At 67.7% G+C, this 21,546-nt stretch carries 19 protein-coding genes; 13 read left to right on the top strand and 6 right to left on the bottom strand.

Translation table 11 applies throughout. The features are described from left to right. The first annotated feature begins 1 nt into the window (after position 1). The 3 genes from BM357_RS03965 to BM357_RS03955 are packed head-to-tail and all read left to right on the top strand — an operon-like array spanning position 2 to position 4,105. Positions 2 to 1,660 carry a class I adenylate-forming enzyme family protein gene (locus BM357_RS03965; RefSeq protein ID WP_139234550.1) on the top strand — a complete coding sequence of 553 codons (1,659 nt, stop codon included), beginning with the start codon at positions 2 to 4 and terminating at the stop codon, positions 1,658 to 1,660. Further along, positions 1,638 to 2,402 (top strand): enoyl-[acyl-carrier-protein] reductase FabL, encoded by a 765-nt coding sequence (gene fabL / locus BM357_RS03960; RefSeq protein WP_074949887.1) that lies wholly within the window; start codon positions 1,638 to 1,640, stop codon positions 2,400 to 2,402. The genes BM357_RS03965 and fabL overlap by 23 nt, the downstream gene beginning before the upstream one ends. Positions 2,403 to 2,443: 41 nt before the next feature. Further along, the gene (locus BM357_RS03955) at positions 2,444 to 4,105 is read left to right on the top strand and encodes an AMP-binding protein (protein WP_074949885.1); all 1,662 of its coding nucleotides are present in this window, start codon (positions 2,444 to 2,446) and stop codon (positions 4,103 to 4,105) included. Between the two features lie 487 nt (positions 4,106 to 4,592). On the opposite strand, the gene BM357_RS03950 is transcribed toward BM357_RS03955, so the two are convergent. From BM357_RS03950 to BM357_RS03925, 6 genes are all read right to left on the bottom strand, one after another. Then, entirely contained in the window at positions 4,593 to 5,873 is a 1,281-nt protein-coding gene (locus tag BM357_RS03950; protein WP_074949883.1) for a beta-ketoacyl-[acyl-carrier-protein] synthase family protein, read from the bottom strand. A 65-nt stretch (positions 5,874 to 5,938) separates the two neighbouring features. Next, entirely contained in the window at positions 5,939 to 6,430 is a 492-nt protein-coding gene (locus BM357_RS03945; RefSeq protein ID WP_083430158.1) for a CBS domain-containing protein, read from the bottom strand. 125 nt (positions 6,431 to 6,555) lie between these two features. Beyond that, positions 6,556 to 7,131 (bottom strand): GNAT family N-acetyltransferase, encoded by a 576-nt coding sequence (locus tag BM357_RS03940; protein ID WP_074949881.1) that lies wholly within the window; start codon positions 7,129 to 7,131, stop codon positions 6,556 to 6,558. Between the two features lie 40 nt (positions 7,132 to 7,171). Beyond that, on the bottom strand, positions 7,172 to 8,134 hold the full coding sequence (locus tag BM357_RS03935) for a permease prefix domain 1-containing protein (protein ID WP_074949879.1): 963 nt from the start codon (positions 8,132 to 8,134) through the stop codon (positions 7,172 to 7,174). After that, entirely contained in the window at positions 8,131 to 8,460 is a 330-nt protein-coding gene (locus tag BM357_RS03930) for a PadR family transcriptional regulator (protein WP_083430157.1), read from the bottom strand. Before BM357_RS03930 ends, BM357_RS03935 begins: the two co-directional genes overlap by 4 nt. A gap of 136 nt (positions 8,461 to 8,596) precedes the next feature. After that, positions 8,597 to 10,246, bottom strand: a complete 1,650-nt coding sequence (locus BM357_RS03925; RefSeq protein ID WP_074949875.1) for a DHA2 family efflux MFS transporter permease subunit — start codon at positions 10,244 to 10,246, stop codon at positions 8,597 to 8,599. A 273-nt stretch (positions 10,247 to 10,519) separates the two neighbouring features. Between BM357_RS03925 and BM357_RS03920 the strand changes: the two genes are divergently transcribed. The 10 genes from BM357_RS03920 to glnA all read left to right on the top strand — a co-directional run bounded on the left by BM357_RS03920 (position 10,520) and on the right by glnA (position 21,413). Then, positions 10,520 to 11,971, top strand: coding sequence for an aldehyde dehydrogenase family protein (locus tag BM357_RS03920; protein ID WP_074949873.1), 1,452 nt, complete (start codon positions 10,520 to 10,522; stop codon positions 11,969 to 11,971). 47 nt (positions 11,972 to 12,018) lie between these two features. Beyond that, complete coding sequence (locus BM357_RS03915; RefSeq protein WP_074949871.1) at positions 12,019 to 12,777, top strand: glucose 1-dehydrogenase; 759 nt, start codon at positions 12,019 to 12,021, stop codon at positions 12,775 to 12,777. Next, the gene (locus tag BM357_RS03910; protein WP_074949869.1) at positions 12,774 to 13,634 is read left to right on the top strand and encodes an energy-coupling factor transporter ATPase; all 861 of its coding nucleotides are present in this window, start codon (positions 12,774 to 12,776) and stop codon (positions 13,632 to 13,634) included. Before BM357_RS03915 ends, BM357_RS03910 begins: the two co-directional genes overlap by 4 nt. Positions 13,635 to 13,638: 4 nt before the next feature. Next, positions 13,639 to 14,529, top strand: a complete 891-nt coding sequence (locus BM357_RS03905) for an energy-coupling factor transporter ATPase (RefSeq protein ID WP_074949867.1) — start codon at positions 13,639 to 13,641, stop codon at positions 14,527 to 14,529. Positions 14,530 to 14,542: 13 nt separating this feature from the next. Next, positions 14,543 to 15,349, top strand: coding sequence for an energy-coupling factor transporter transmembrane component T family protein (locus BM357_RS03900; RefSeq protein WP_245783834.1), 807 nt, complete (start codon positions 14,543 to 14,545; stop codon positions 15,347 to 15,349). Between the two features lie 84 nt (positions 15,350 to 15,433). Continuing rightward, positions 15,434 to 16,009 carry an ECF transporter S component gene (locus BM357_RS03895; protein ID WP_074949863.1) on the top strand — a complete coding sequence of 192 codons (576 nt, stop codon included), beginning with the start codon at positions 15,434 to 15,436 and terminating at the stop codon, positions 16,007 to 16,009. Between the two features lies 1 nt (position 16,010). Further along, positions 16,011 to 17,141, top strand: a complete 1,131-nt coding sequence (locus tag BM357_RS18900; RefSeq protein WP_083430154.1) for a P1 family peptidase — start codon at positions 16,011 to 16,013, stop codon at positions 17,139 to 17,141. A gap of 337 nt (positions 17,142 to 17,478) precedes the next feature. After that, positions 17,479 to 18,690 (top strand): M20 family metallopeptidase, encoded by a 1,212-nt coding sequence (locus BM357_RS03880; protein ID WP_074949861.1) that lies wholly within the window; start codon positions 17,479 to 17,481, stop codon positions 18,688 to 18,690. Between the two features lie 30 nt (positions 18,691 to 18,720). After that, positions 18,721 to 19,725: a UDP-glucose 4-epimerase GalE gene (gene galE / locus BM357_RS03875; protein ID WP_074949859.1), complete on the top strand. Its 1,005-nt coding sequence runs from the start codon at positions 18,721 to 18,723 to the stop codon at positions 19,723 to 19,725. A gap of 221 nt (positions 19,726 to 19,946) precedes the next feature. Then, positions 19,947 to 21,413, top strand: coding sequence for a type I glutamate--ammonia ligase (gene glnA / locus BM357_RS03870; protein ID WP_074949857.1), 1,467 nt, complete (start codon positions 19,947 to 19,949; stop codon positions 21,411 to 21,413). The last annotated feature ends 133 nt before the right edge of the window (positions 21,414 to 21,546 follow it).

The following is a 21,546-nucleotide window of genomic DNA, read 5'->3' as shown; positions in this document are numbered from 1 at the left end:
GGTGCAACGGTTTCCGGGCATGGTGCTGACGCCCGAACGGGCCCAGGCGTACCTGGACCAGGGGATCTGGAGGCAGGAAGCCTTTCCCGACGTCCTGGAGCGGCAGGCTGAGCTTCAGCCGGACCTGGTGCACCGGGACGATCGGCGCCGGGCCACGCAGGTGCAATTGTGGCAGGAGGCGGAGTCGGTCGCAGCGGGTCTGCGGGCGCTCGGCGTCGGCAAGGGGGACGTGGTCGCCCTGCAGATGGGCAGCTCCCTCGACTACCTCGTGGCACTGTGGGGCATCACCCGCATCGGGGCCGTCGCGGCGCTGCTGCAGGCCGATCTCGGACGCGAAGCGCTCCGCCAGAGCCTCCTGCAGGCGGGCGCGTCGGTGTGGCTGGTGGCGGCAACCCACCTGGGCCAGCCGCTGGCGGAGACGGCGGTGGCGTTGCGGCGCGAACTGCCGGACCTGCAGCACGTGGTGGTGTCCGCGGAAGACCCCGCTGCCGTCCCCGCCGGCTGCGCGTCGTTTGCCGCGCTGCGGGACGCGGGGGGCCGGCTCGGCGAGGAGGCGCAGGCGCTTCGGCCGGGGCCGCTCGATCCGTTCATCATGGTGTTCTCGGCTGGCACGACGGGGGCCCCGCGCGGCATTGTCCACCTGCACGCCAACTACTTGTGGGCGGTGCGCACCTACGCGGAGCTGTTCGGCCTTCGTCCGGGCGACGGCATGCTGACGCTGGCGCCGGTGTACCACCAGACCGGGATGCTCCTCGGGGTGGTGATGCCGCTGGTCAGCGGCGGCCGCGTCCTCCTCATGGACCGCTTTTCGGCCGCCCGGGCGTTGCGCTGGGTGGCGGAGGAGCGGCCCCGTTTTCTCGTCGGGGCGCCGCCGCATCTGGTGCACGTCGCCCAAGCTCCTGGCCTGCGGGATGCCGACATCTCTTCGGTGGCGATGTTCTTCTACGCGGGTGCGCCCGTGTCGAACGATATCTTGCGCCAACTGCAGCAGGACACCGGGTGGAAGGTCGGTGCCCTGTTCGGCTGGAGCGAGGGGCTCTTGGCGTGCGCGACGCGGCCGGACGATCCGATTGAAGCCGCCAGCACCACGGTCGGCCGCGTCATCCCGGGGATCGAGGTGGTTTTGGTCGACGAGGACGGTCGGCCGGTCCAACCGGGAGAGGTCGGCGAAATGTGGAGCCGGGGGCCGAGCTTCTGCGCCGGCTACTACCGCCAGCCGGAAGTGGCCGCCGAGCGTTGGGACGCACAGGGGTGGTTCCACTCGGGGGACCTTTTTCGCCAGGACGCCGAGGGCCGGTTCGTCTACTGCGGCCGGGCGGACGACATCATCAACCGGGGCGGGACCAAGATCGATCCGAAGGTCGTCGAATCCGCCCTCTTGCAGCACCCGGCGGTCGTGGAGGCGGGGGTCGTCGGGATTCCGGACCGCGTCCTCGGCCGGCGCACGGTGGCGTGCGTGGTGACGCGTGAAGGGGCGTCCCTGTCCCTGGCGGAACTGCGCGACTTTCTGGCGAATCAGGGGCTCGCCAAGTATGAACTGCCCGACGGCCTGCGGTTGTTTGAGGCGCTGCCGAAGACGGCGGCGGGGACCGTCAAGCGGCGGGAACTGAGTGCTTGGTGCGAGAGGGGGGACGGCGATGAACCGGAACCGGCGGTATGAGGGCAAGGTGGTGCTCGTCACCGGCAGTTCCCGCGGCATCGGGCGGCAGATGGCGCTGCGCTTCGCGGAGGAAGGCGCGGACGTGGTGATCCACTACTTCCGCAACGGCGAACAGGCGCGGGAGACGGCGCAGGCGGCGCGCGCCCTGGGGGCGGACGCGCTGGTCGTCAAGGCGAATCTGGCCGAGGCGGAGAAGGTGCACCAGCTCTTCGACGAGATTGAACAGCATTTCGGCCGCCTGGACGTGTACGTCCACAACGCCGCATCGGGCCGCAACCGGAAGGCCATGGATCTGGACCTCAAGGGTTGGGAGTGGACGGTCAACGTCAACGCCCGCGCCTTCCTGCTGGGCGCGCAGCGCGCCGCCCGCCTGATGCCGGAGGGCGGTGCGATGCTGGCATTGTCCTCCCTCGGCGCCGACCGGGTGTTCCCCTACTATACCTCGGTCGGTGCGACCAAGGCGGCCATCGAGTCGATGGTCCGCTACTTCGCGGTGGAACTGGCGCCGCAGCGCATCAACGTCAACGCCATCTCGGCGGGCGGCGTACAGACCGGGGCGTTGGAGCACTTTCCGGAGATCGACAAGACGTGGCGGCAGATGGAGGAGCGCCTTCCGTACCACCGGATGGTGACGGCGGATGACGTCGCGAATCTGGCGCTGTTCCTGTGCTCTCCCGAGGCCGAGATGATCCGCGGCCAGACCATCCGGGTGGATGGCGGGTTGACGCTGATCACCCCCTGACCGAGGGCGCGCGCCACACATTGGGAAGGAGGTCGATGGACATGGGTTTGGAGACGATGCTGACGCCGGAGTACGTGGAGAAGTACCGCGACGTTTGGCCGAACAAGACCATCCTCGACTATCTCCGGGCGTGTGTGGACAGGGTGCCGGACAAGGTGGCGATTGAGGACCGAAAGGGGCGCTACACGTTTCGGGAGCTGGCGGCGGCGGTGGACCGCGTCGCCCTCGGCCTGATGGCGTACGGCGTCGGGCCGGGGGATGTGGTGTCGTTCCAGCTGCCCAACTGGAACGAGTTCGTGATTCTGCACTTCGCGGTCACCCGGCTCGGGGCCATCAGCAACCCGCTGATCCCCATCTACCGGGATCGCGAGATTGCGTACATGGTCCGCATGGCGGAGGCGAAGGTGCTCGTGATCCCGGACGAATTCGCGGGCTTCGACTACCCGGCGATGGTGGAGCGGCTGCGGCCCGAGTGGCCGGCGCTGGAGACGGTGTTCGTCGTCGGCGACCGCGTGCCTGCGGGCATGCGGCCCTTCGCGGAGTTGCTCGGGAAGCCGTGGGAACAGATGCGGGATCCGAGGGTTTTGGACGACATCGTGATCGATCCGAACGACGTCACGGAAATCGTCTTCACCTCGGGCACCACGGGCGAACCGAAGGGGGTCATGCACACGCACAACTCGCTCTGCACCTCGACGGAGTACTTCGTTGAGCGGCTGAAGATGACGCCGGACGACGTGGTGTTCATGGCGTCGACGTTTGCCCACCAGACGGGCTTTCTGTACGGTGCCCGCATCCAGGTGCACGTGGGCTGCACGGCCATCTACCAGGACGTCTGGAACCCGATAGAGTTCCTCGACGCCATCGAGCACAAAGGGGTATCCATCACGATGGCCGCCACCCCCTACCTGTACGACGCCGTGCACGTGGAGGGAATGGAAAAGCGGGATCTCAGCGCCTTCCGGGCGTTCGTCACGGCGGGCGCGCCGGTGCCCCCGGCGCTCGTCAAGGAGGCGGCAGGGCGGCTGCCGGGCAGCATTTTGGCCGGCTGGGGCCAGTCGGAGAACGGGCTGGTGACGCTGACGTCCTTGAACGACACGGAGGAGAAGCTGACGCAGACCTCCGGCTACCCGTTCCCGGGGATGGAGTTGTTGGTGGTGGACGACGCGGGGCGGCCGTGCCCGCCGGGGGTCGAGGGCGATCTGTGGTGCCGCGGGCCGGCGATGTTCGTCGGCTACCTGAAGAACATCGACATGACGCGCAACCAGTTTGTCGGCGACTGGTTCAAGACGGGGGATCGCGCCATTCTCGACGAGGACGGCTACATCAAGCTGGCCGGCCGCAGCAGCGACATCATCCGCCGGCGCGGCGAGCAGGTGCCGGTGACGCTGCTGGAGGACGTGCTGCACGAGCATCCGGACATCGCGGTGGCCCAGGTGGTGGCGATGCCCTCTCCCGATCCGGACGAGGGCGAGCGCGGTTGCGCCTTCGTCAGCCTGCGGCCGGGGGCGAAGCCGTTCACCATCGACCGGATGCGCGAATTCCTGCGCGAACGGGGGATCCGCCAGCAGGACTGGCCGGAGCGCCTGGAGGTGGTGCGGGAGTTCCCGCGTACCCCGAGCGGCAAGATCCAGAAGTACGTGCTGCGGCGGATGATTCAGGAGAAGCTGGCGGCGGAGGGCGTGCTGCCGCAAAAGCGGTGATGCGGCCCGCCGCGGTACGGCGCCGCCCGGTGCGCCGGGGTGCGGGGGCGTGCGGCGGACGGAGCGGGGGCCGTGCGGTGCGTGGGACGTGCGGTCCGGTGCGGTGGGCTGTGCGGTCCGGTGCGGTGGGCTGTGCGGTGATAACGACAAATTTTATCGTATCGCATGGTCGGCACAGGACCATACAAATCATTTCGGCCTTAACTTGAACGAGGCCGATGGATTAGGGTAAAAAACTTGATTTATCAAGGCCGCCGGAGGTCAACGGCGGCCTTGATCTGCCTTGATAAATCAAAAACCGTCGCTACAATGGCACGGCGTCAAAGGCATAAATACAAACCTGTCGCTATCCGTTCATGAGTCCGGCGGCAGAAGAACAATTTGTTCGTTATCGCAAGGATGCCGGACCGGGACCGGGCCTGAGCACCAGAGCACCCGGGCATCGGATGGCCGTCCACCCAGGCGTCCAGCCTGGGTGGATTCCGCCTCACTCTGCCTCCGCAGCCTGCCACACCAACACCCCGTTCTGGCCGCCGAAGCCGAAGGAGTTGCTGAGGACGCGCCTCACGCGCTGCGCGCGGGCGTGGTTGGGGATGACGTCGGGCGGCGCGACCGGATCGCGCTCGTCGCAGTTCAACGTCGGCGGCAGCCAGCCGGTCCGCAGCGCTTCGATGCAGGCGATGCTCTCGATGGCCCCCGCGGTGCCGAGCAGGTGGCCGACCGCGCCTTTGATGGAGCTGACCGGGATGCGGTCCAGGTGCTCGCCGAACACCTCCCGCAAGGCGCGCGACTCCGCGGCGTCCCCCGCGACGGTGGCCGTGGCGTGGGCGTTGATGTAGTCGATGTCCGTGGGCGCCAGCCCGGCCGATCGCAGCGCGCGCCGCATCGCCAGGGCGGCGCCGCTGCCCTCCGGGTGCGGCGCGGTCTCGTGGTAGGCGTCGTTGGACGCCCCGTAGCCGATGAGCTCCGCCAGGATGGGCGCGTTGCGGCGGACGGCGTGATCGCGCGTCTCGAGCACGAGGAAGGCAGCGCCTTCGCCCATCACCATGCCGGCTCGGTTGACGTCGAACGGGCGGGACCAGGCGGCTGGATCGTCCGGACCGGTGGTCGCGACCGCTCCGGCGGCGCGCAGTCCGGCGACCAGGGTCGGGGTGAACAGGCACTCGGTGCCGCCGGCGATCACGACGTCGCACTCGCCCAACTGCAGCCAATGCCATGCCTCGCCGATGGCGTTGGCGGACGAGGCGCAGGCGGTGACGTACGTCATGACGGGGCCACGCACCCCGTAGCGCATGGCGATGGCGGCCGCCGCCGCGTTCGGAATCGACTTCGGGACCACGCGCGGACTGAGGCGGGTGGCGCCGGAGGCCAGGCGCCGGGCGCCCTGTTCCAGCGATTGCACCCCGCCGAAGGCGGTGCCGACCGCGATACCGGTGCGATCACGGTCCAATCCCGGCCACAGTCCGCCGCCCTCACCGCCTGGGCCGGCGCCTTCCAGGCCAGCGTGCCGGAGGGCTTCCGCGACGGCCACCAGGGCCAGTTGGGTGAATCGATCGGTGTCGTTGACGAGCTTCTTCGGGAGATGGTCGGCGGGGTTGAACTCCCGCACCATGGCCGCGACGGGCAGCCACTGGCGGAGGGTTTCGTCCTCGGTCGTCCGGACGGCGGACCGGCCGTCCATCAGCGCCTTCCAAAACGGTTCGACGCCGGCGCCAAACGGCGTGACGGCGCCGTAGCCGGTGACGACAACGGGGGTTCTGACGGTCATCTAGGGGCTCTCCATCCTTTCTGCGGTAAGAGGAGGTTGGGTCCGGCCGGGTTTCCGCACGCGCTTCAGTGCTCCATGAAGCGATGCACGACCTGGCGGATCACGTCGCCTCGGCTGATGATGCCGACGAGCGTGCCGTCGCGGATCACCGGCACCTTTTTGATCTTTCGCTCGCTCAAAATCCTCGCCACGGTCTCGAGCCCGTCGTCTTCCTGGACGCAGATGGCTTTGCGCACCCCGGCATCGATGGCCTTCTTGCGGCAGAACTCCTGGAAGTGCGCCCGGAAGTCGGCGTCTTCCTCGTCGCTCTCCGCCTCGATCCCGACGAAAAACGAGACGACGTAATACCCGGTGTCGATAGTGCGGAAGCGGCTGTAATGGCGGCTAAAGGCGCGCATCACGTCGCCGTCGCTGATGTAGCCGACGACACGGTTGGCGTCGTCGACAATCGGCATCCCACCGATGCCGTGCTCGACAAACTTGCGCAGGACCGACTTCACGTCATCGTCGACGTGCGCCTTGATGACGGAGTGGATCATGATGTCCCTGGCCTTCACAGGATACGCCTTCTTTCGCAAGCGCTTGATTCCATTCCCTATTGTAACCTACATTTCGCACCTGGTGCTTACCGGCGAATGGAAATCGCCCCTCGTTCCTGGGCGCGTCGTGGCGGACGCAGGGGTCAGGCATGTGGCAGACGGCTCTCCGTGAGGTTTTTGCGGAACAGCAGGGAGTCGTACCGTTTTCCCGGCCAGTGGGTGCGGCCGTACACCTGGTAGCCTTCCCGGAGGTAGAACGAGACCAACCACGGATGAGTCTCCGGGGTGTCGAGCAGCAGCGTCGTCACGCCGATGGCCCGCGCGGTCTCTTCCGCCCGCCGCATCGTCAGGCGCCCGATGCCCTGGCCCTGGAGGCGGGGATCGACCGCGTAGAAATTCAGATGCCAACCTTCCTCATCGTGACGCAGGGTGAATGTGGCGCACAGGCGGCCGTCATGTTCTCCGCCGTACACCTGGTGATGGTTCAAACAGGACAGCGCCTCGGCGATGGTCAGGGTGGCCGCCGAGAAGTTGAAGCCGGCGGCCAGGTTGGCGGCGTACGCCCGGTGAAGCAGGTCTACCCAGGCCTCCGCGTCCTGTGCGTGGAGCCGCCGCCATACCAAAGGCCAATTCGGTTGTGGATCCGTCCGATGGACCGGCACGCCCGCGACACCCCTTGCAAACCGGGATCCTTCCGCCAATCCGTATTCGAAATCCATCCCGGAATTCCTGCCCAGCCGGCTGGACCGTCCGCCCGGCTCACGTCTGTTGACGATCCCGCTGTCCCCACCGACCGATGCGGTCCACCCACCGGCTGCCGCCCAACACCAGGACGGCGACCAAGAGCCGCGCGGCCACGGTCAGCGCGAACTGGATCCCGCCGACCCCGGAGAACGGGTTGTGCTTGCCCCACAGTGCGGGATCGCCCGTCCACTGCCAAAGGGCCGACTGGACCAGGTCGCGCAGCGGCGCCCAACTGCCCAGCGCGAGAGACAGGGCGGCGGGGAAGACCGCGAGCCAACGGTTGCGGGTGGTGGCGTACACCGCGAGGCTCATGACGAGAAGCAGGAGGCACCCCGCCGCGAACGCGGGCTCCGCTAACGTCACCGGCCGCACGCCGTAGAAGGTGAGCATGGCGCCCACGCCCCAGCGGTGCGTGGCGCGCTGCATCAGCCACAGGGCCGCGAAGGTGGCGATGACCAGGCCGATGGCCATCCTATCCCGCCGGCTTCGGGTCTTCAAGCACCACAGGCAGGCGACGCACAGCGACAGCATGAGCGAGGGTGACAGCAGGATCAGGAACCGCCGCCCCCACATCCCCGCGCCCATGCCGGGCGGGGTGTCCGGCCCCGCCGTGGCGGCGTCGCCCCCAAAGACTGTGGCGAGTCCTGCCCCCGTGCCGGCGGCCGCGCCTGTGTGCAGCATCCAGAGGCTGGCCAGGAAGAGGAGGAAGAAACTAGCCGCCCCCGCGAACAGGGTGGCCCGGGTGGCGCCGAACGTCTCGCGGGCGATCCGCCGGCGGAGCCGCTTGGCCGGCCCGAACGACCGAAGGGCGGCCGCGAGCGCCTCCTCGTAGGCGGCCCCCGTCTCCATGCGGGTGTGGATGTCCTCTTCCAGGTGCGTGCGCATCTCCGCCACCCAATCCAACTGCTCACGCCGGCTCAGGCCGGCGCCACGAACCAACCGCCGCAAGTATGCATCCATCTCGCCGCCAGGGTTCATCCTCCCTGCACCTCCCCCAGAAAGCGCCCAATCACCCGCGTGTTCTCCCGCCACCGCTCCCGCATCCGCGCCAACGCCGCGCGTCCGCGCGGGGTGATGCGGTAGTAGCGGCGGCGCGGCCCGTCGCCCTCGCGGCCCCATCCGCTCTCCAGCCATCCCGACGCCTCCAGACGCCGGAGCGCCGGATACAACGTCCCCTCCTTCAACCGCAGGGCACCGCCGGTGCGTTCATCCACCACTCGGGCGATCTCGTAGCCGTACGACTCCCGCTCGGCGATGACCGACAGCAGGATGGCGTCGATGTAGCCTTTCATCATCTCGTTCATCCCGGTCCCCATCCTCCACCAGCTCAATACGTAGATTTTCTATGTAGATAGAAACACAAAAATCTGGGCGCGTCAATCCGCCCCCAAGATGGCGAAGAGGCGGGGGATATCCCCCGCCTCTCTGTTGCGACGCCCATTACTCGGCCGGGGCCGGTTCGGGTTTGCGCGGCGATCCCGCCGGCACTGGCGGACGCGCGCCCGAACGCGCCGCCGGTTGGCCGGCCGCGGAGTCCGCCGGGCGGACCCGGCGGATGAAGAACGACAGCACCAGTGCGAGCACGGTGATGGCCGTGGCGACCAGGAACGCGTCGTTGGTGGCGTCGATGGTCGACTGCTGCATGACGAGCCCGTACATCATCTGTGACACGAGGGCCTGCCCAGCCTGCGCGGTTTGGCCGAGCTGGCTGGCGAGCGCGCTGCCGAACTGCTGCAAGGTCGCGCTCAACGCGGGGTCCGTGATGTTCATGCGGTCCGCGTACATGCCGTAGTGCACGTGCGTCCGCGTGCTCATGACGGTGACCAGGATGGCCGTGCCGAGAGAGCCCGCCACGGTCCGGGCGGTGTTGGCCGCCGCCGTGCCGTGGGCGTTGAACTGGCGCGGCAACTGGTTGAGTCCGGCCGTCATGATGGTCATCATAATGAACGACATGCCGAACATGCGCGCCGTGTACAGCCACATCAGATGCGTGTACGACGTGCTGCCCGTCAGATGCGCGAAATCGTACGTCGTCACGACGGTGATGATCAGGCCGAAGAGGACGAGCGGGCGGGCGCCGATGCGATCGAACAATTTCCCCGTGATGGGCGACATGATGCCCATGACGATGGCCCCCGGCATCAGCAGCAAGCCGGATTGGAGCGGCGTGAAGCCGCGGATGTTCTGGACGTAGATGGGCAGCAGGATCATCGCGCCGAACATGGCGATGTTGACCACGCACGACACGACGGTCGTCAGGGAGAACATGTCGTATTTGAATACGCGCAGCTCGAGCATCGGCTCTTCCGCCGTCCACTCCCGCCAGATGAACAGAACGAGCGCAACGGCGCCGGCGATGAGGGATGTGCGCACCGCCGGATCTCCCCAGCCCTTGTTGCCAGCGTCGCTGAACCCGTACAGCAGGGCGCCGAAGGCGATGGTCGAGGTGATGAATCCCAACCAATCGAACCGCGGGCGCGACCGCTCCGTCACGTTGCGCAGCAGCAAGGCGGCCAGGATGATGTCGAGGACGGCGAACGGAATGACCACCCAGAACAACAGCCGCCACGACCAGTTCTCGATGAGCCAACCGGAGAGCGTCGGTCCCACCGCGGGTGCGAAGATCATCGCGATGCCGATGGTCCCCATCGCACCGCCACGCCGCTCCGGCGGGAACAGATTGAGCACCACCGTCATCAGCAAGGGCATGATGACGCCCGCGCCGAAGGCCTGGATGATGCGCCCGATCAGCATCACCGCGAAGTTCGGCGCGAGGGAACAGATCACCGATCCGGCCGTGAACGCCGCCATCGCGCTGATGAACAGCTGGCGCGTGGTGAATGTGGCGATGAGGAAGGCCGAAACGGGGATGAGGATGCCGTTGGTCATCATGTACGCGGTCGACAACCATTGCACCGTGCTGGCGCTCTCGTTGAAGTCAATCATCAGGCGCGGGATTGCAACGTTGAGCAGGGTCTGATTGAGAATGGTCACGAACGCCCCCAGGAGGAGGGTCGCCAACACCGGCCCCACGTGTTGGGGTGCAGCCGATTGCCCCGTGCGCGATGGAGTTGGGGTATGCTCCGCCATCCGTGTGCCTCCCGTCCTCGGATCGTATCATTTTAACCTCTAAACATTTTCAACACATGAATTCTAATCTCCCCGTCACGGAAAGTCAATGCGCACGCCATTGACACGCGGGGCGCCTGTGTGTGGCGCCGGTGGGGTGACCTCACGGTGACGCTGTGCCCGGGGGTCAGGCGAGCCGACCGAACAGTATCTGAAGATTGGGATGGGCCTGTTATAATGGGGACAGACGACGCCCTGGGGCGCCGTCGCACGGCCAGAGGAGGGAGTGGCGCTTTGGAAGCGACGACACATGAACAGACGCCCGTCCGCTGGACGAGGCCGTCGACGTTCATCGACGGGCGCTGGCGGGAAGGCGGGGCGACCGTGGTGTACGACAAGTACACCGGCGCGGCGATGGGGGTCATCCGGGAGGCGACCGCGGCGGAGGTCGACCTAGCCGTGGCGGCGGCGGAGCGGTCGTTTCGCCAGCGGCAGCTGTCGCCATTCGAACGCTACGAGATTTTGCACCGGTTCAGCGAGTGGGTGAAGGCCCGCGAGGCGGAGATCATCCGGTTGCTCATCGCGGAGGTCGGCAAGACCTACCAGGACACGAAAGTCGAGGTGGCGCGCGCGTACCAGGCGTGCCTGCTGAGCGCCGAGGAGGCCAAGCGCATCGGCGGCGAGGTCCTGCCCGTGTCGTCCATCCCGGGCGCGGAGGGCAAGATGGGCTTCGCGATGCGCGTCCCGAAGGGCGTCATCGGGGCCATCACACCGTTCAACTATCCGTTTTTGCTGGCGATGCACAAGATTGCTCCGGCCATCGCGGCGGGCAACACCATCGTCATCAAGCCGGCGCCGAACACGCCGTTCAGCACCGCGCTGCTCGTGGAGGGATTGCAGGCCTGCGGACTGCCGCAGGATCACGTCCAGCTCGTCCAGGGCGGCGCGGAGACCGGCAACGCCCTGCTGCACCATCCCGGCATCCGGATGTACACCTTCACCGGCAGCGCCGCCGTCGGCGAGCGGGTGAAGACCGGGACCGGGCTGCGGCCGGTGTTGCTGGAACTCGGCAATACCTCGCCGAACATCGTCTGCGCCGACGCGGATCTCGACCGGGCCGCCCGGTTGTGCGGGCAGCGCGCCTTCACGGCGGCGGGGCAGGCGTGCATCTCGGTCCAGCGGATCCTCGTCGAGCGGGCGTGTTGGGATGACTTTGTGCCACGCCTGCTCCAGGTCGTGGAACGCCTCAAAGTGGGCGATCCGCGCGATCCAGAGACAGACGTCGGCCCGATGATCAGCGAGCGCGAAGCGTTGCGCGCCATGGCCTGGATCGACGAGGCCGTCCAGGCCGGGGCCCGGGTGCTGTGCGGCCACCGGCGGGAGGGGGCGTTCGTGTATCCCACCCTGCTGACCGACGTGGACCCGGGTCTTCGGGTGTACTGTCAGGAGGTGTTCGCCCCCGTGGCGGTACTCGTCCCCTTCGACACGCTGGACGAGGCCATCACCCTGGCCAACGGGACGCCGTACGGACTGCACGCCGCCATCTTCACCCGGTCGCTGGAGCGGGCCATGAAGGCGTGGCGGGAGCTGGAGTTCGGCGGCGTGATTGTCAATGACACGTCCACCTTCCGGTCCGATCTGGCTCCGTACGGCGGTGTCAAGGCGAGCGGCCTCGGCAAGGAGGGGCCGCGCTACGCCATCGAGGAGATGACCGACCTGCGCGTCATGATTGTGGATCTGACTTGATTCGGCCGGGCGGACGTGATATGCACACACAGGAAGGAGCGTGCCGCATGCGTTTGAAGGACAAAGTGGCCATCATCACGGGAGCCGCATCGGGCATCGGCAAGGGGACGGCGGAGCTGTTCGCACAGGAGGGCGCCGCCGTGGTGGTGGCCGATCTGCCGGCGTCGCCCGGCGAAGAGGTGGCGGCGGCCATCCGGGCGGCCGGCGGCCGGGCCGAGTTCGCGCCGGTCGACGTGACGGACGCGGCGCAGGTACAGGCGATGGTTGACGGGGTGGCGGCGCGGTACGGGCGGATCGACGTGATCTACAACAACGCTGGCCTGCCCCAGGCGTTCACACCGATTGAAGAGGTGACCGACGAATACTTCGAGCGGTTGATGGCCGTCAACGTCAAGGGTGTGTTCCTCGGCTCGCGGGCGGTGGTCCCGCACATGAAGCGGCAGGGATCGGGCGTCATTCTGGCGACCGCCTCCACGGCGGGGGTGCGGCCGCGGCCGGGGCTGAACGTGTATTCGGCGACCAAGGGCGCGGTCATCGCCTTCACGAAGGCGCTGGCGCTGGAGCTCGCTCCGTTCGGCATCCGGGTCAACGCCATCAATCCGGTGGCGACGGACACCCCGATGCTGCCCGGGTTCATCGGCGGCGGTGATGCGGAGGCGGGCCGCCAGAACTTCCTGAAGACCATCCCCCTCGGCCGCCTGGCGCAGCCGCTGGACATCGCCCGCGCGGCGCTGTTCCTGGCTTCCGAAGAGGCATCGCTCATCACCGGGGTCGACCTGGAGGTGGACGGAGGCCGCTGCGTATGAACCGTGCGGGCGATCCGCTGATCCGGGTCCAGCGCGTCTCGTTCTCGTACCGGGTGCGCGAGGGGAAGTCCATCCCGGTGCTGCACGACGTGTCCTTCGAGGTCCGTGCGGGGGAGCACGTGGCCGTCATCGGCCACAACGGCTCGGGCAAATCGACGCTTGCCAAGCACCTCAACGGCCTGCTCGTCCCCGACGCGGGAGACGTCCTCGTCGACGGCATGAACACCCGGGACAGGCGGCTGCTGCGGGAGATCCGCAAGCGGGTCGGGATGGTCTTCCAGCATCCGGACAATCAGATGGTGGCCACCATCGTCGAGGACGACGTGGCGTTCGGGCTGGAGAACCTGGGGGTGCCGGAGGAGGAGATGCACCGGCGCGTGGATGAGGCGCTGCGGATGGTGGGCATGGAGGCGTACCGCCACCGGCCGCCCCATCAACTCTCCGGCGGGCAGAAACAGCGGGTGGCCATCGCCGGCGTCCTCGCCATGCGGCCGCGCTGCATCGTGCTCGACGAGGCGACGAGCATGCTGGACAGCTATGGACGCCAAGAGTTGATGGAGGTCATCCGGCGGCTGCACGGAGAGGGGATCGCCATCGTATCCATCACGCACCACATGCAGGAGGTGGCCTTGGCCGACCGCGTCCTGGTGATGGAGGCGGGCCGGGTGGTGATGGAGGGGACGCCGCGGGAGGTGTTCCGGCAGCGGGATCGGCTGCTGGAATTGCAGCTCGATGTGCCGGGCGCCGCCCGCGTCGCGGCCCTGGTGCATGCGGCGCGGCCGGACTTTCGGGAGGACCGGATTCTGGCGTCGGAAGTGGTGGAGGAAGTGCAGCGGCTGGCGCCGCGAAGGGGGTGAGGCGGTGGCGACGCCACTGTTGACGGTGGAGGGCCTGCAGCACGTGTACATGCGCGGCACGCCGTTCGAGCACCAAGCGCTCGCCGGGGTCGACCTGGAGGTCGCGGAGGGCGAGTGCGTGGCCGTCATCGGACGGACCGGATCGGGCAAATCGACGCTCATTCAGCACTTCAACGGCCTGCTGCGCCCTCAGGCCGGGCGCGTGGTGGTCGCCGGCCAGGACCTGTCCGATCCCAAATTGGACGTGCGGGCGCTCCGGCGCACGGTGGGGCTCGTGTTTCAAAATCCGGAAGATCAGATCTTCGAGAAGCTGGTCGGGGACGACATCGCCTACGGACCGTTGAAGCAGGGTTTGTCCATTCAGGAGGTCAGGCGGCGGGCCCGGTGGGCGATGGAGATGGTGGGACTGCCCTTCGCCGAATTCAAGGACCGCGAGACCTTCGCCTTGAGCGGCGGTGAGAAGCGCAAGGTGGCCCTGGCGGGGATCCTGGTGCTGCAGCCGAAGGTCCTGGTGCTCGACGAGCCGACGGCCGGGCTTGATCCGCGCTCCCGGCACGACCTGCTCGCGCGCATCCGGCATCTGAACCGGCAAGAGGGGCTGACGGTGGTGTTCGTCTCCCACAACATGGACGAGGTGGCGCTCCTGGCGGACCGGGTGTACGTGATGGCCGAGGGGCGGGTGGTGCTGTCCGGGTCGCCGCGCGACATCTTCGCGGATGCCGACCGCCTGGCGGAGCACCGCATCGGCACCCCGGAGACGGTGGAGATCCTGCATCGCCTGCGCGCGCTCGGTTACGCGGTCGACACCAGGGCGTTCGAGCCGGATGCGGCGGCGCGGGAAATCCTCGGCGTGGTCGGGGCGAAGAGGGGGGAGACCGCCCGTGGCGGAGTTTGAGTTGACCCGCAACATGACCATCGGCCAGTACCTGCCCACCGGATCCGTCGTGCACCGGTTCGATCCGCGCCTGAAACTGGTGGCCTTTTCCGCACTGGTGCTGTCCATCTGCTTTCTCGGCGGCTATCTGGCGAACGTGGTGGCGCTCGTCTTCTGCACACTCCTCTTCTCCGTGGCGCGCATCCCGCTGCGCTACGGACTGTCGGGTGTCAAGCCCGCCATCCCGTTCATCATCCTGCTGGCGGTGCTGCAACTGCTGTTCTATGGCGCCGGGTTCGGCGCAGGCGGGCGGGTATACCTGCACTGGGGGTTCATCTGGGTGACCAGCGACAGTGTGCGCCTGGTGGTGGTCTCGGCGATGCGGTTCGTCGAGGTGATCTTCCTGTCGTCCGTGCTGACGCTGTCAACGTCCATCACGGAGCTGACCCACGGGCTCGAGCGGTTGCTGATGCCGCTGCGGCACGTGCGCTTCCCGGTGCACGCGTTCGCCCTGATGATCACCATCGCGGTGCGGTTCGTGCCCACCTTCGCGCTGGAGATGGAGAAAATGATGAAGGCGCAGGCATCGCGCGGCGCGGAGTTCGGGACGGGGCAGTGGTGGCGCATCGTGCAGCGGACAAAGGACACGTTCCCCATCATCATTCCGCTGTTCAACATCGCGCTGGCGCGGGCGGAGGACCTGGTGCTGGCCATGGAGTCGCGCTGCTACACGCCGACGGAAGACCGCACCTCCTTCAAACGCTACCGCGCGAAGCCGCGGGACTGGGCGATGCTCGCGGCGAGCCTGGCGATCTCGGCCTTGTTTTTGTGGATTCGCTGACGGTGCGGCGCAGCCTGTGCAGTTCATCCGTCACGGTGTAGGCCGTTTTGAACCGGCCATCGCCAACCCAAGGAGGGGTTGCCTTTGGAAAAAGGGATCACGGTGAGAAAAGTCGTCATCTCCGGCGTCTTGGGCGCCATCGCTATCCTGCTCGGCGTGACGCGCCTCGGGTACATCCCCGTTCCGACCGCGGCGGGGAACGCGACCATCATGCACATTCCCGCGGTCATCGGCGGCATCATGGAGGGCTGGCCGGTCGGGATGGCCATCGGCCTGATCTTCGGTTTATCCTCGTTTCTCAACGCCACATCGGTCCTGTTCAAGGACCCGCTGGTCGCCATCCTGCCGCGCCTGTTCATCGGCGTCACGGCGTATTTCACCTACCGGGCGCTGAAGCGGGCCAACCCGTACCTGGCCATCGGTGTCGCCGGATTCGTGGGATCGGCGACGAACACCATCCTCGTGCTCCTCATGGCGGTGCTGCGCCACTACCTGGCGTTCGGTGCCGCGGTGACGGTGGCCGTCGTCAACGGGTTGCCGGAAGCCATCGTGTCGGTGATTGTCACGCTCGCGGTCGTCGGGGCCTGGATGCGCCTGGGTAGCGGGCGAAAATCGAAACTGTCGGACGACGACGCGGACGACGCCGGGGAGGGCGTGTGAGATGGGGGCGGGCGGCACACCGCAAGGGGCGGCCCGCCCCTTTGGCATTGGGGCGGTGCCCGGGCTCGCCGTCGGCCACGCGCATCACCCGCAAGCGCTCACCGGCTGCACGGTCGTGCTCACCCCCCGCGGGGCCGTGTGCGGCGTCGACATCCGCGGGTCCGCCCCCGGCACCCGGGAGACGGATCTCCTCGCGCCGCACAACCTGGTCCAGGCGGTGCACGCGGTGGTGCTCTCCGGGGGCAGTGCGTTCGGTCTAGACGCGGCGAGCGGCGTCATGCGGTTTCTCGAGGAGCGGGGCGTGGGCCTCGACGTGGGGGTCGGCGTCGTGCCGATTGTCCCGGCCGCGGTCCTGTTCGATCTCGCCGTCGGCGACGGCCGCGTGCGCCCAGACGCGACCGCGGGCCGGTGGGCGGCGGAAACCGCGTGGCGGGCCTGGGCAGGCGAAGACGGACGGGACGGCGCACCGGAGCAGGCGGCTGAGGTTCCGCGGCCGGACGAGGGGGGCTGGCCGGAGGGGGCAGAGGACGCCGCGCCCGTGCCGGGGGCCCGGGCGGCCGGATGGGAGACGGCCGGGGCGGGCGCCGAGGGGAACGTCGGCGCCGGCTGCGGTGCGACCGTCGGCAAGTTGGCCGGCCCTGGCAGAGCCGTCAAGAGCGGGCTGGGGACGGCGGCGCGGACGCTGCCGGACGGGACGGTGGTCGGTGCGCTGGTGGCGGTCAACGCCGTCGGCGAGGTGCGCGACCCGGCGACCGGCGCGCTCATCGCCGGCCCGCGGGCGGACGGCGGCGGGTACTGGGACAGCGTGGATCTCCTGGTGCGCCAGGTGCACACGCCGCTCACGCCCGGGACGAACACCACCATCGCGGTGGTGGCCGCGAACGTCCGGCTGACCAAGGCGCAGGCCCAGAAGGTCGCGCAGATGGCGCACGACGGGCTGGCGCGCACCATCCGCCCGGTGCACACGATGTACGACGGGGACACCGTGTTCGCCTTGGCCACGGGTGGCGCGGAGGTGCCGGTCGACGTCGTCGGGGCGGTGGCCGCAGAGGTGTTGGCGGAGGCGGTCGTCCGCGCGGTGCGGGCGGCGCGGCCGGCGGGCGGGCTCCCGGCCTGCATAATAGTGCGATAGTCAGAGATCTCGGCTTACGGAGGGAGCAGCTCTGAGCGATAGTCAGGGATCTCGGTTTAGGGAGGGAACCTCCGCGTAGATAGTCAGAAAACTCGGCTTGCGGCAGAAGCCCCCAGTCGGATAGTCAGAAATCTCGGCTTGCGGGAGGTTGGGCAGGGAGCCCCCGAGCAAGATTGTCCGGAACCTCTGCTAAAACCCTTCGATTCATTAGGCCGATTGCACCAAATTGGGGTGATAAGTCGGAATTCCTGACAAACCGACTTATGTGACACACCGGTGCGCGTCCGTAAGTGTGGATTTCGGATTGTTCAACTGAAGAAGAGCAGGAGGTGCGACCGTGTCGGCGGACGACGTGGCCCGGTATGTGGACGAGGCGGAAGTGGTGTCGCTGACCCAGGCGCTGGTGCGGATCCCGAGCGTGTACGACCCGGCGCGCGAGGGGGCGAACGAGCAGCGGGTGGCGGCCTACGTGGCGGACGTCCTGCGCCAGATGGGGCTGTCGGTGCAGGTCGAGGACGTGGTGTCGGGCAGGCCCAACGTGATTGGGGTATACGACTCGGGGCGGCCCGGCAGGACCCTGTTGTTCGAGGGGCACACCGACGTGGTGACGGCGGGCGACGTGTCACGTTGGAGCTATGATCCATTCGGCGGCGCGCTGGTCGACGGCCGGATCTACGGCCGCGGGGCGTGCGACACGAAAGGCAACCTGGCGGCTGCCATCTGCGCGGTCCGGGCCATGCAGCGCAGCGGCCTTCCGTTCTCGGGCCGGGTGATCCTGTGCATTCCCTGCGACGAAGAGGGGCTGATGATTGGCATCAAGGACTTCATCCGGCGCGGCTGGGCCCGGGGCGTGGACGGCGCCATCATCTGCGAGCCGGAGGAGAATCAGATCTGCATCACCCAGAAGGGGGCGATGCGCGCCATCGTGCGGACGCACGGGCGAATGGCGCACGGGGCGATGCCGCTGACGGGGGTGAACCCGAACACGCGCATGGCCCGAATCCTCGTCGCCCTGGAAGAACTGGAGCACCTGGAAAAGGCCCGGGTCGGCGAACACCCGATGCTCGGCTGGCCGAGCATCACGCCCACCATCCTCCAGGCGCCGGTGTACGGGGAGGCCCAGATCAACGTGGTGCCCGACCAGTGTCTGGCGACCCTCGACATCCGCACGGTGCCGGGGCAGGATCACGCGGTGCTGCGCCGGCAGATGGAGGACATCCTGGCGTGCCTCGGCCGCAGCGATCCGGACTTTCGCGCGGAGCTCGAGGTGATTGAGGAGCGGCCCTGGACGGAGACGGATCGCCATCATCCGGTGGTGCAGGCGGTGGCCGAGTCGTACCGGGCGGTGACGGGGCGGGAGCCCGTGTACAACGGGGTCCCCGGCGCGACGGATGGCACTTTCCTGCATATGGCTGGTGTACCGATTGTCACCACAGGGGCCGGGAACCGGCACATCCCGCACCACGTGGACGAATACGTCGACGTCGGCGAGCTGGTGGAGACGACGCGCATCTACGCGCAGGCGGCGATGGTGTTTTTGAATGCATGATGCATCACAGCCATTTGGGGAGATGACTGCATGACGGTGTTGGTGACGGGCGGAGCCGGATACATCGGGATGCACACGGTAGCGGAACTGGTGGCCCACGGCGAGCCGGTGGTGGTGGTGGACGACCTGTCCACCGGGCACTGGCCGGCGGGCCTCTTCGACGTTCCGTTTTATTCGCTGGACATCCAAGACGGGGAGGCGGTCGGGACGGTGATGGCCCGGCACGGGGTGGACGCCGTCGTCCATTTCGCCGCCAAGTCCCTGGTGGGCGAGAGCGTCCGCGACCCGCTGCTGTACTACGAGCGCAACGTGGCGGCCACCGCCCAACTGCTTCGGGCCATGGTCCGGCAGGGAGTCAGGCGCATGGTCTTCTCCTCGACCGCGGCGGTCTACGGGCATCCCGGCCGGGTGCCCATCCAGGAGGACGACCCCAAGCAGCCCGTCAATCCATACGGCGAAACCAAGCTCGCGATTGAGCGGATGCTCCGCTGGGGCGGGGATGCGTACGGCATCTCCGCTATTTCGCTGCGCTACTTCAACGCGGCCGGTGCCCATCCCGAGCTGCCCATCGGCGAGGACCACCGGCCGGAGACGCATCTCATCCCCATCCTGATGCAGGTGGCGTTGGGACAGCGGGAGGCGGTGACCATTTTCGGCAGCGATTACGACACGCCGGACGGTACCTGTGTGCGGGATTACATCCATGTGATGGACCTGGCCAGCGCGCACCGGTTGGCCCTGGAACGGCTGCGCCGCGTCGACGCGGGCGTGGAAGTGTACAACCTCGGCACCGGGTCCGGGCACTCGGTGCTGGAGGTGGTTCGGGTGGCGCGGTCGGTGACGGGCCATCCCATCCCGGTGGCGTTCGGGCCGCGCCGGGCGGGCGATCCGGCGGTCCTGGTGGCCTCTCCGGCCCGGGCCCAGGCGGTTCTGGGCTGGCGGCCGCGGTACACCGGCATGGAGGACATGGTCAGCACCGCGTGGCGGTGGCACAAGAGCCATCCCGAGGGGTTCGGCACGGCCGGCGGACCGTGAGGGCTGGGAAGACGGGCGGAATGCGGGCTGAACATGGGCGGAACGGGGATTTGCGCGGACAGGCCATAAGAAAATTTTCATGTCATGTAAGGAATCCTGACAGAATCCGTTGACCGGCTGCCATCCACCTCCATATAGTCAAGATAGTAAGTCTATCCGAAGGCGCGCGGCCGACTCGCACCGCCGGCCCGGCCGACACCCTGCAAACGAGGTGGAGAGAAATGGCACCGAACTCCGCGTTGACCGCGGCCCATGAGGCGCTGGAAGCGGCACAGAAAATCCTCGAGCTGATTCAGGAAAAAGGCATTGAGATGGTGGACTTCCGCATCGTGGATGTGCCCGGGCGGCAGCACCACATCACCGTCCCCGCGTGCGAGGTCGACGTGGACCAGCTCGTTCGCGGCATCGCGTTTGACGGATCGAGCATCCAGGGATTCCGCGGCATCGAGGAGAGCGACATGGTCATGCGCCCGGTGCTCACCAGCGCGTATGTCGATCCGTTCATGGAGGCGCCGACGCTCGGCCTCAATTGTACCGTCTACGAGCCGAACGGCACCCGCTACGAGCGCGATCCCCGCTACATCGCGGAGAAGGCGGAGCAGTACCTGGCGGCGACGGGCATCGCCGACAAGGCTTTTTTCGGCCCTGAGCTGGAGTTTTTCCTCTTCGACGACGTCCGGTTTGACTCCAGCGCCAACGGGGCGTTCTACGCGGTGGACTCGGAGGAGGCCGTGTGGAACACGGGCAAGGGCGACGGACCGAACCTCGCGTACAAGGTGAAGAACAAGAGCGGCTACTTCCCCCTGCCTCCGACCGACACGCAGCAGGACATCCGCACGGCGATGGTCAAAGAGCTGATGGCGGCGGGCATCCGCGTGGAGCGGCACCACCACGAGGTCGCGACGGCCGGGCAGGCGGAGATCAATTTCCGCTTCGACACGCTGACCAAGACGGCGGACCACACGATGCTGTACAAGTACATCGTGCGGAACGTGGCGCGGCGGTACGGCAAAGTGGCGACGTTCATGCCGAAGCCCATCTTCGGGGACAACGGCTCCGGCATGCACGTGCACCAGAGCCTGTTCAAGGGCGACACCCCCATTTTCTACGAGGAGGGCGGCTACGGGAACCTGAGCGAGACCGCGCTGTACTACATCGGCGGCATCCTGAAGCACGCCCCGGCGGTGCTGGCGTTCTCCAACCCGAGCACCAATTCGTACAAACGGCTGGTGCCGGGCTACGAAGCCCCGGTGAACCTGGTGTTCTCCAAGGGCAACCGCAGCGCGGCCATCCGCGTGCCGGTGGCGGCGGTGACGCCGAAGAGCTGCCGCATAGAGTTTCGCACGCCGGACGGGACGTCCAACCCGTATCTCGCCTTCGCCGCCATGCTGATGGCGGGCATCGACGGCATCCGCAACCGGATTGACCCGCGCGAGCACGGCTTCGGCCCCGTCGACAAGAACATCTACGAGCTGGACGCCGCGGAGAAGGCGCTCATCCAGAGCGTGCCGGGCTCCTTCGAGGAGAGCCTGCAGGCGCTCGAGGCGGATCACGAGTTCCTGCTGGAGGGCGGGGTGTTCACGCCCGACTTCATCCGCGCGTGGATTGACCTGAAGCGCTCGTCTGAGATCGCGCCGGTGAACGTGCGCCCGCATCCGTACGAATTCCATCTGTACCTCGACCTGTGATCCCAGTGCGGTAGATACGACCAACTGACCAACGGGGCCTCTGCGGCCCCGTTTGTCGTCTCCCGGTCCCAGGTGCCGGCGCAAGGTGCCGGCGGGCGGCCGGCGGTAAGCGGCAGGCGGAGATGCAGCTCCC

Source organism: Paenalicyclobacillus macrosporangiidus (genome assembly GCF_900116805.1).
Taxonomy (GTDB): Bacteria; Bacillota; Bacilli; order Alicyclobacillales; family Alicyclobacillaceae; genus Alicyclobacillus_H; species Alicyclobacillus_H macrosporangiidus.
This window is presented reverse-complemented; position numbering and strand designations above follow the sequence as displayed.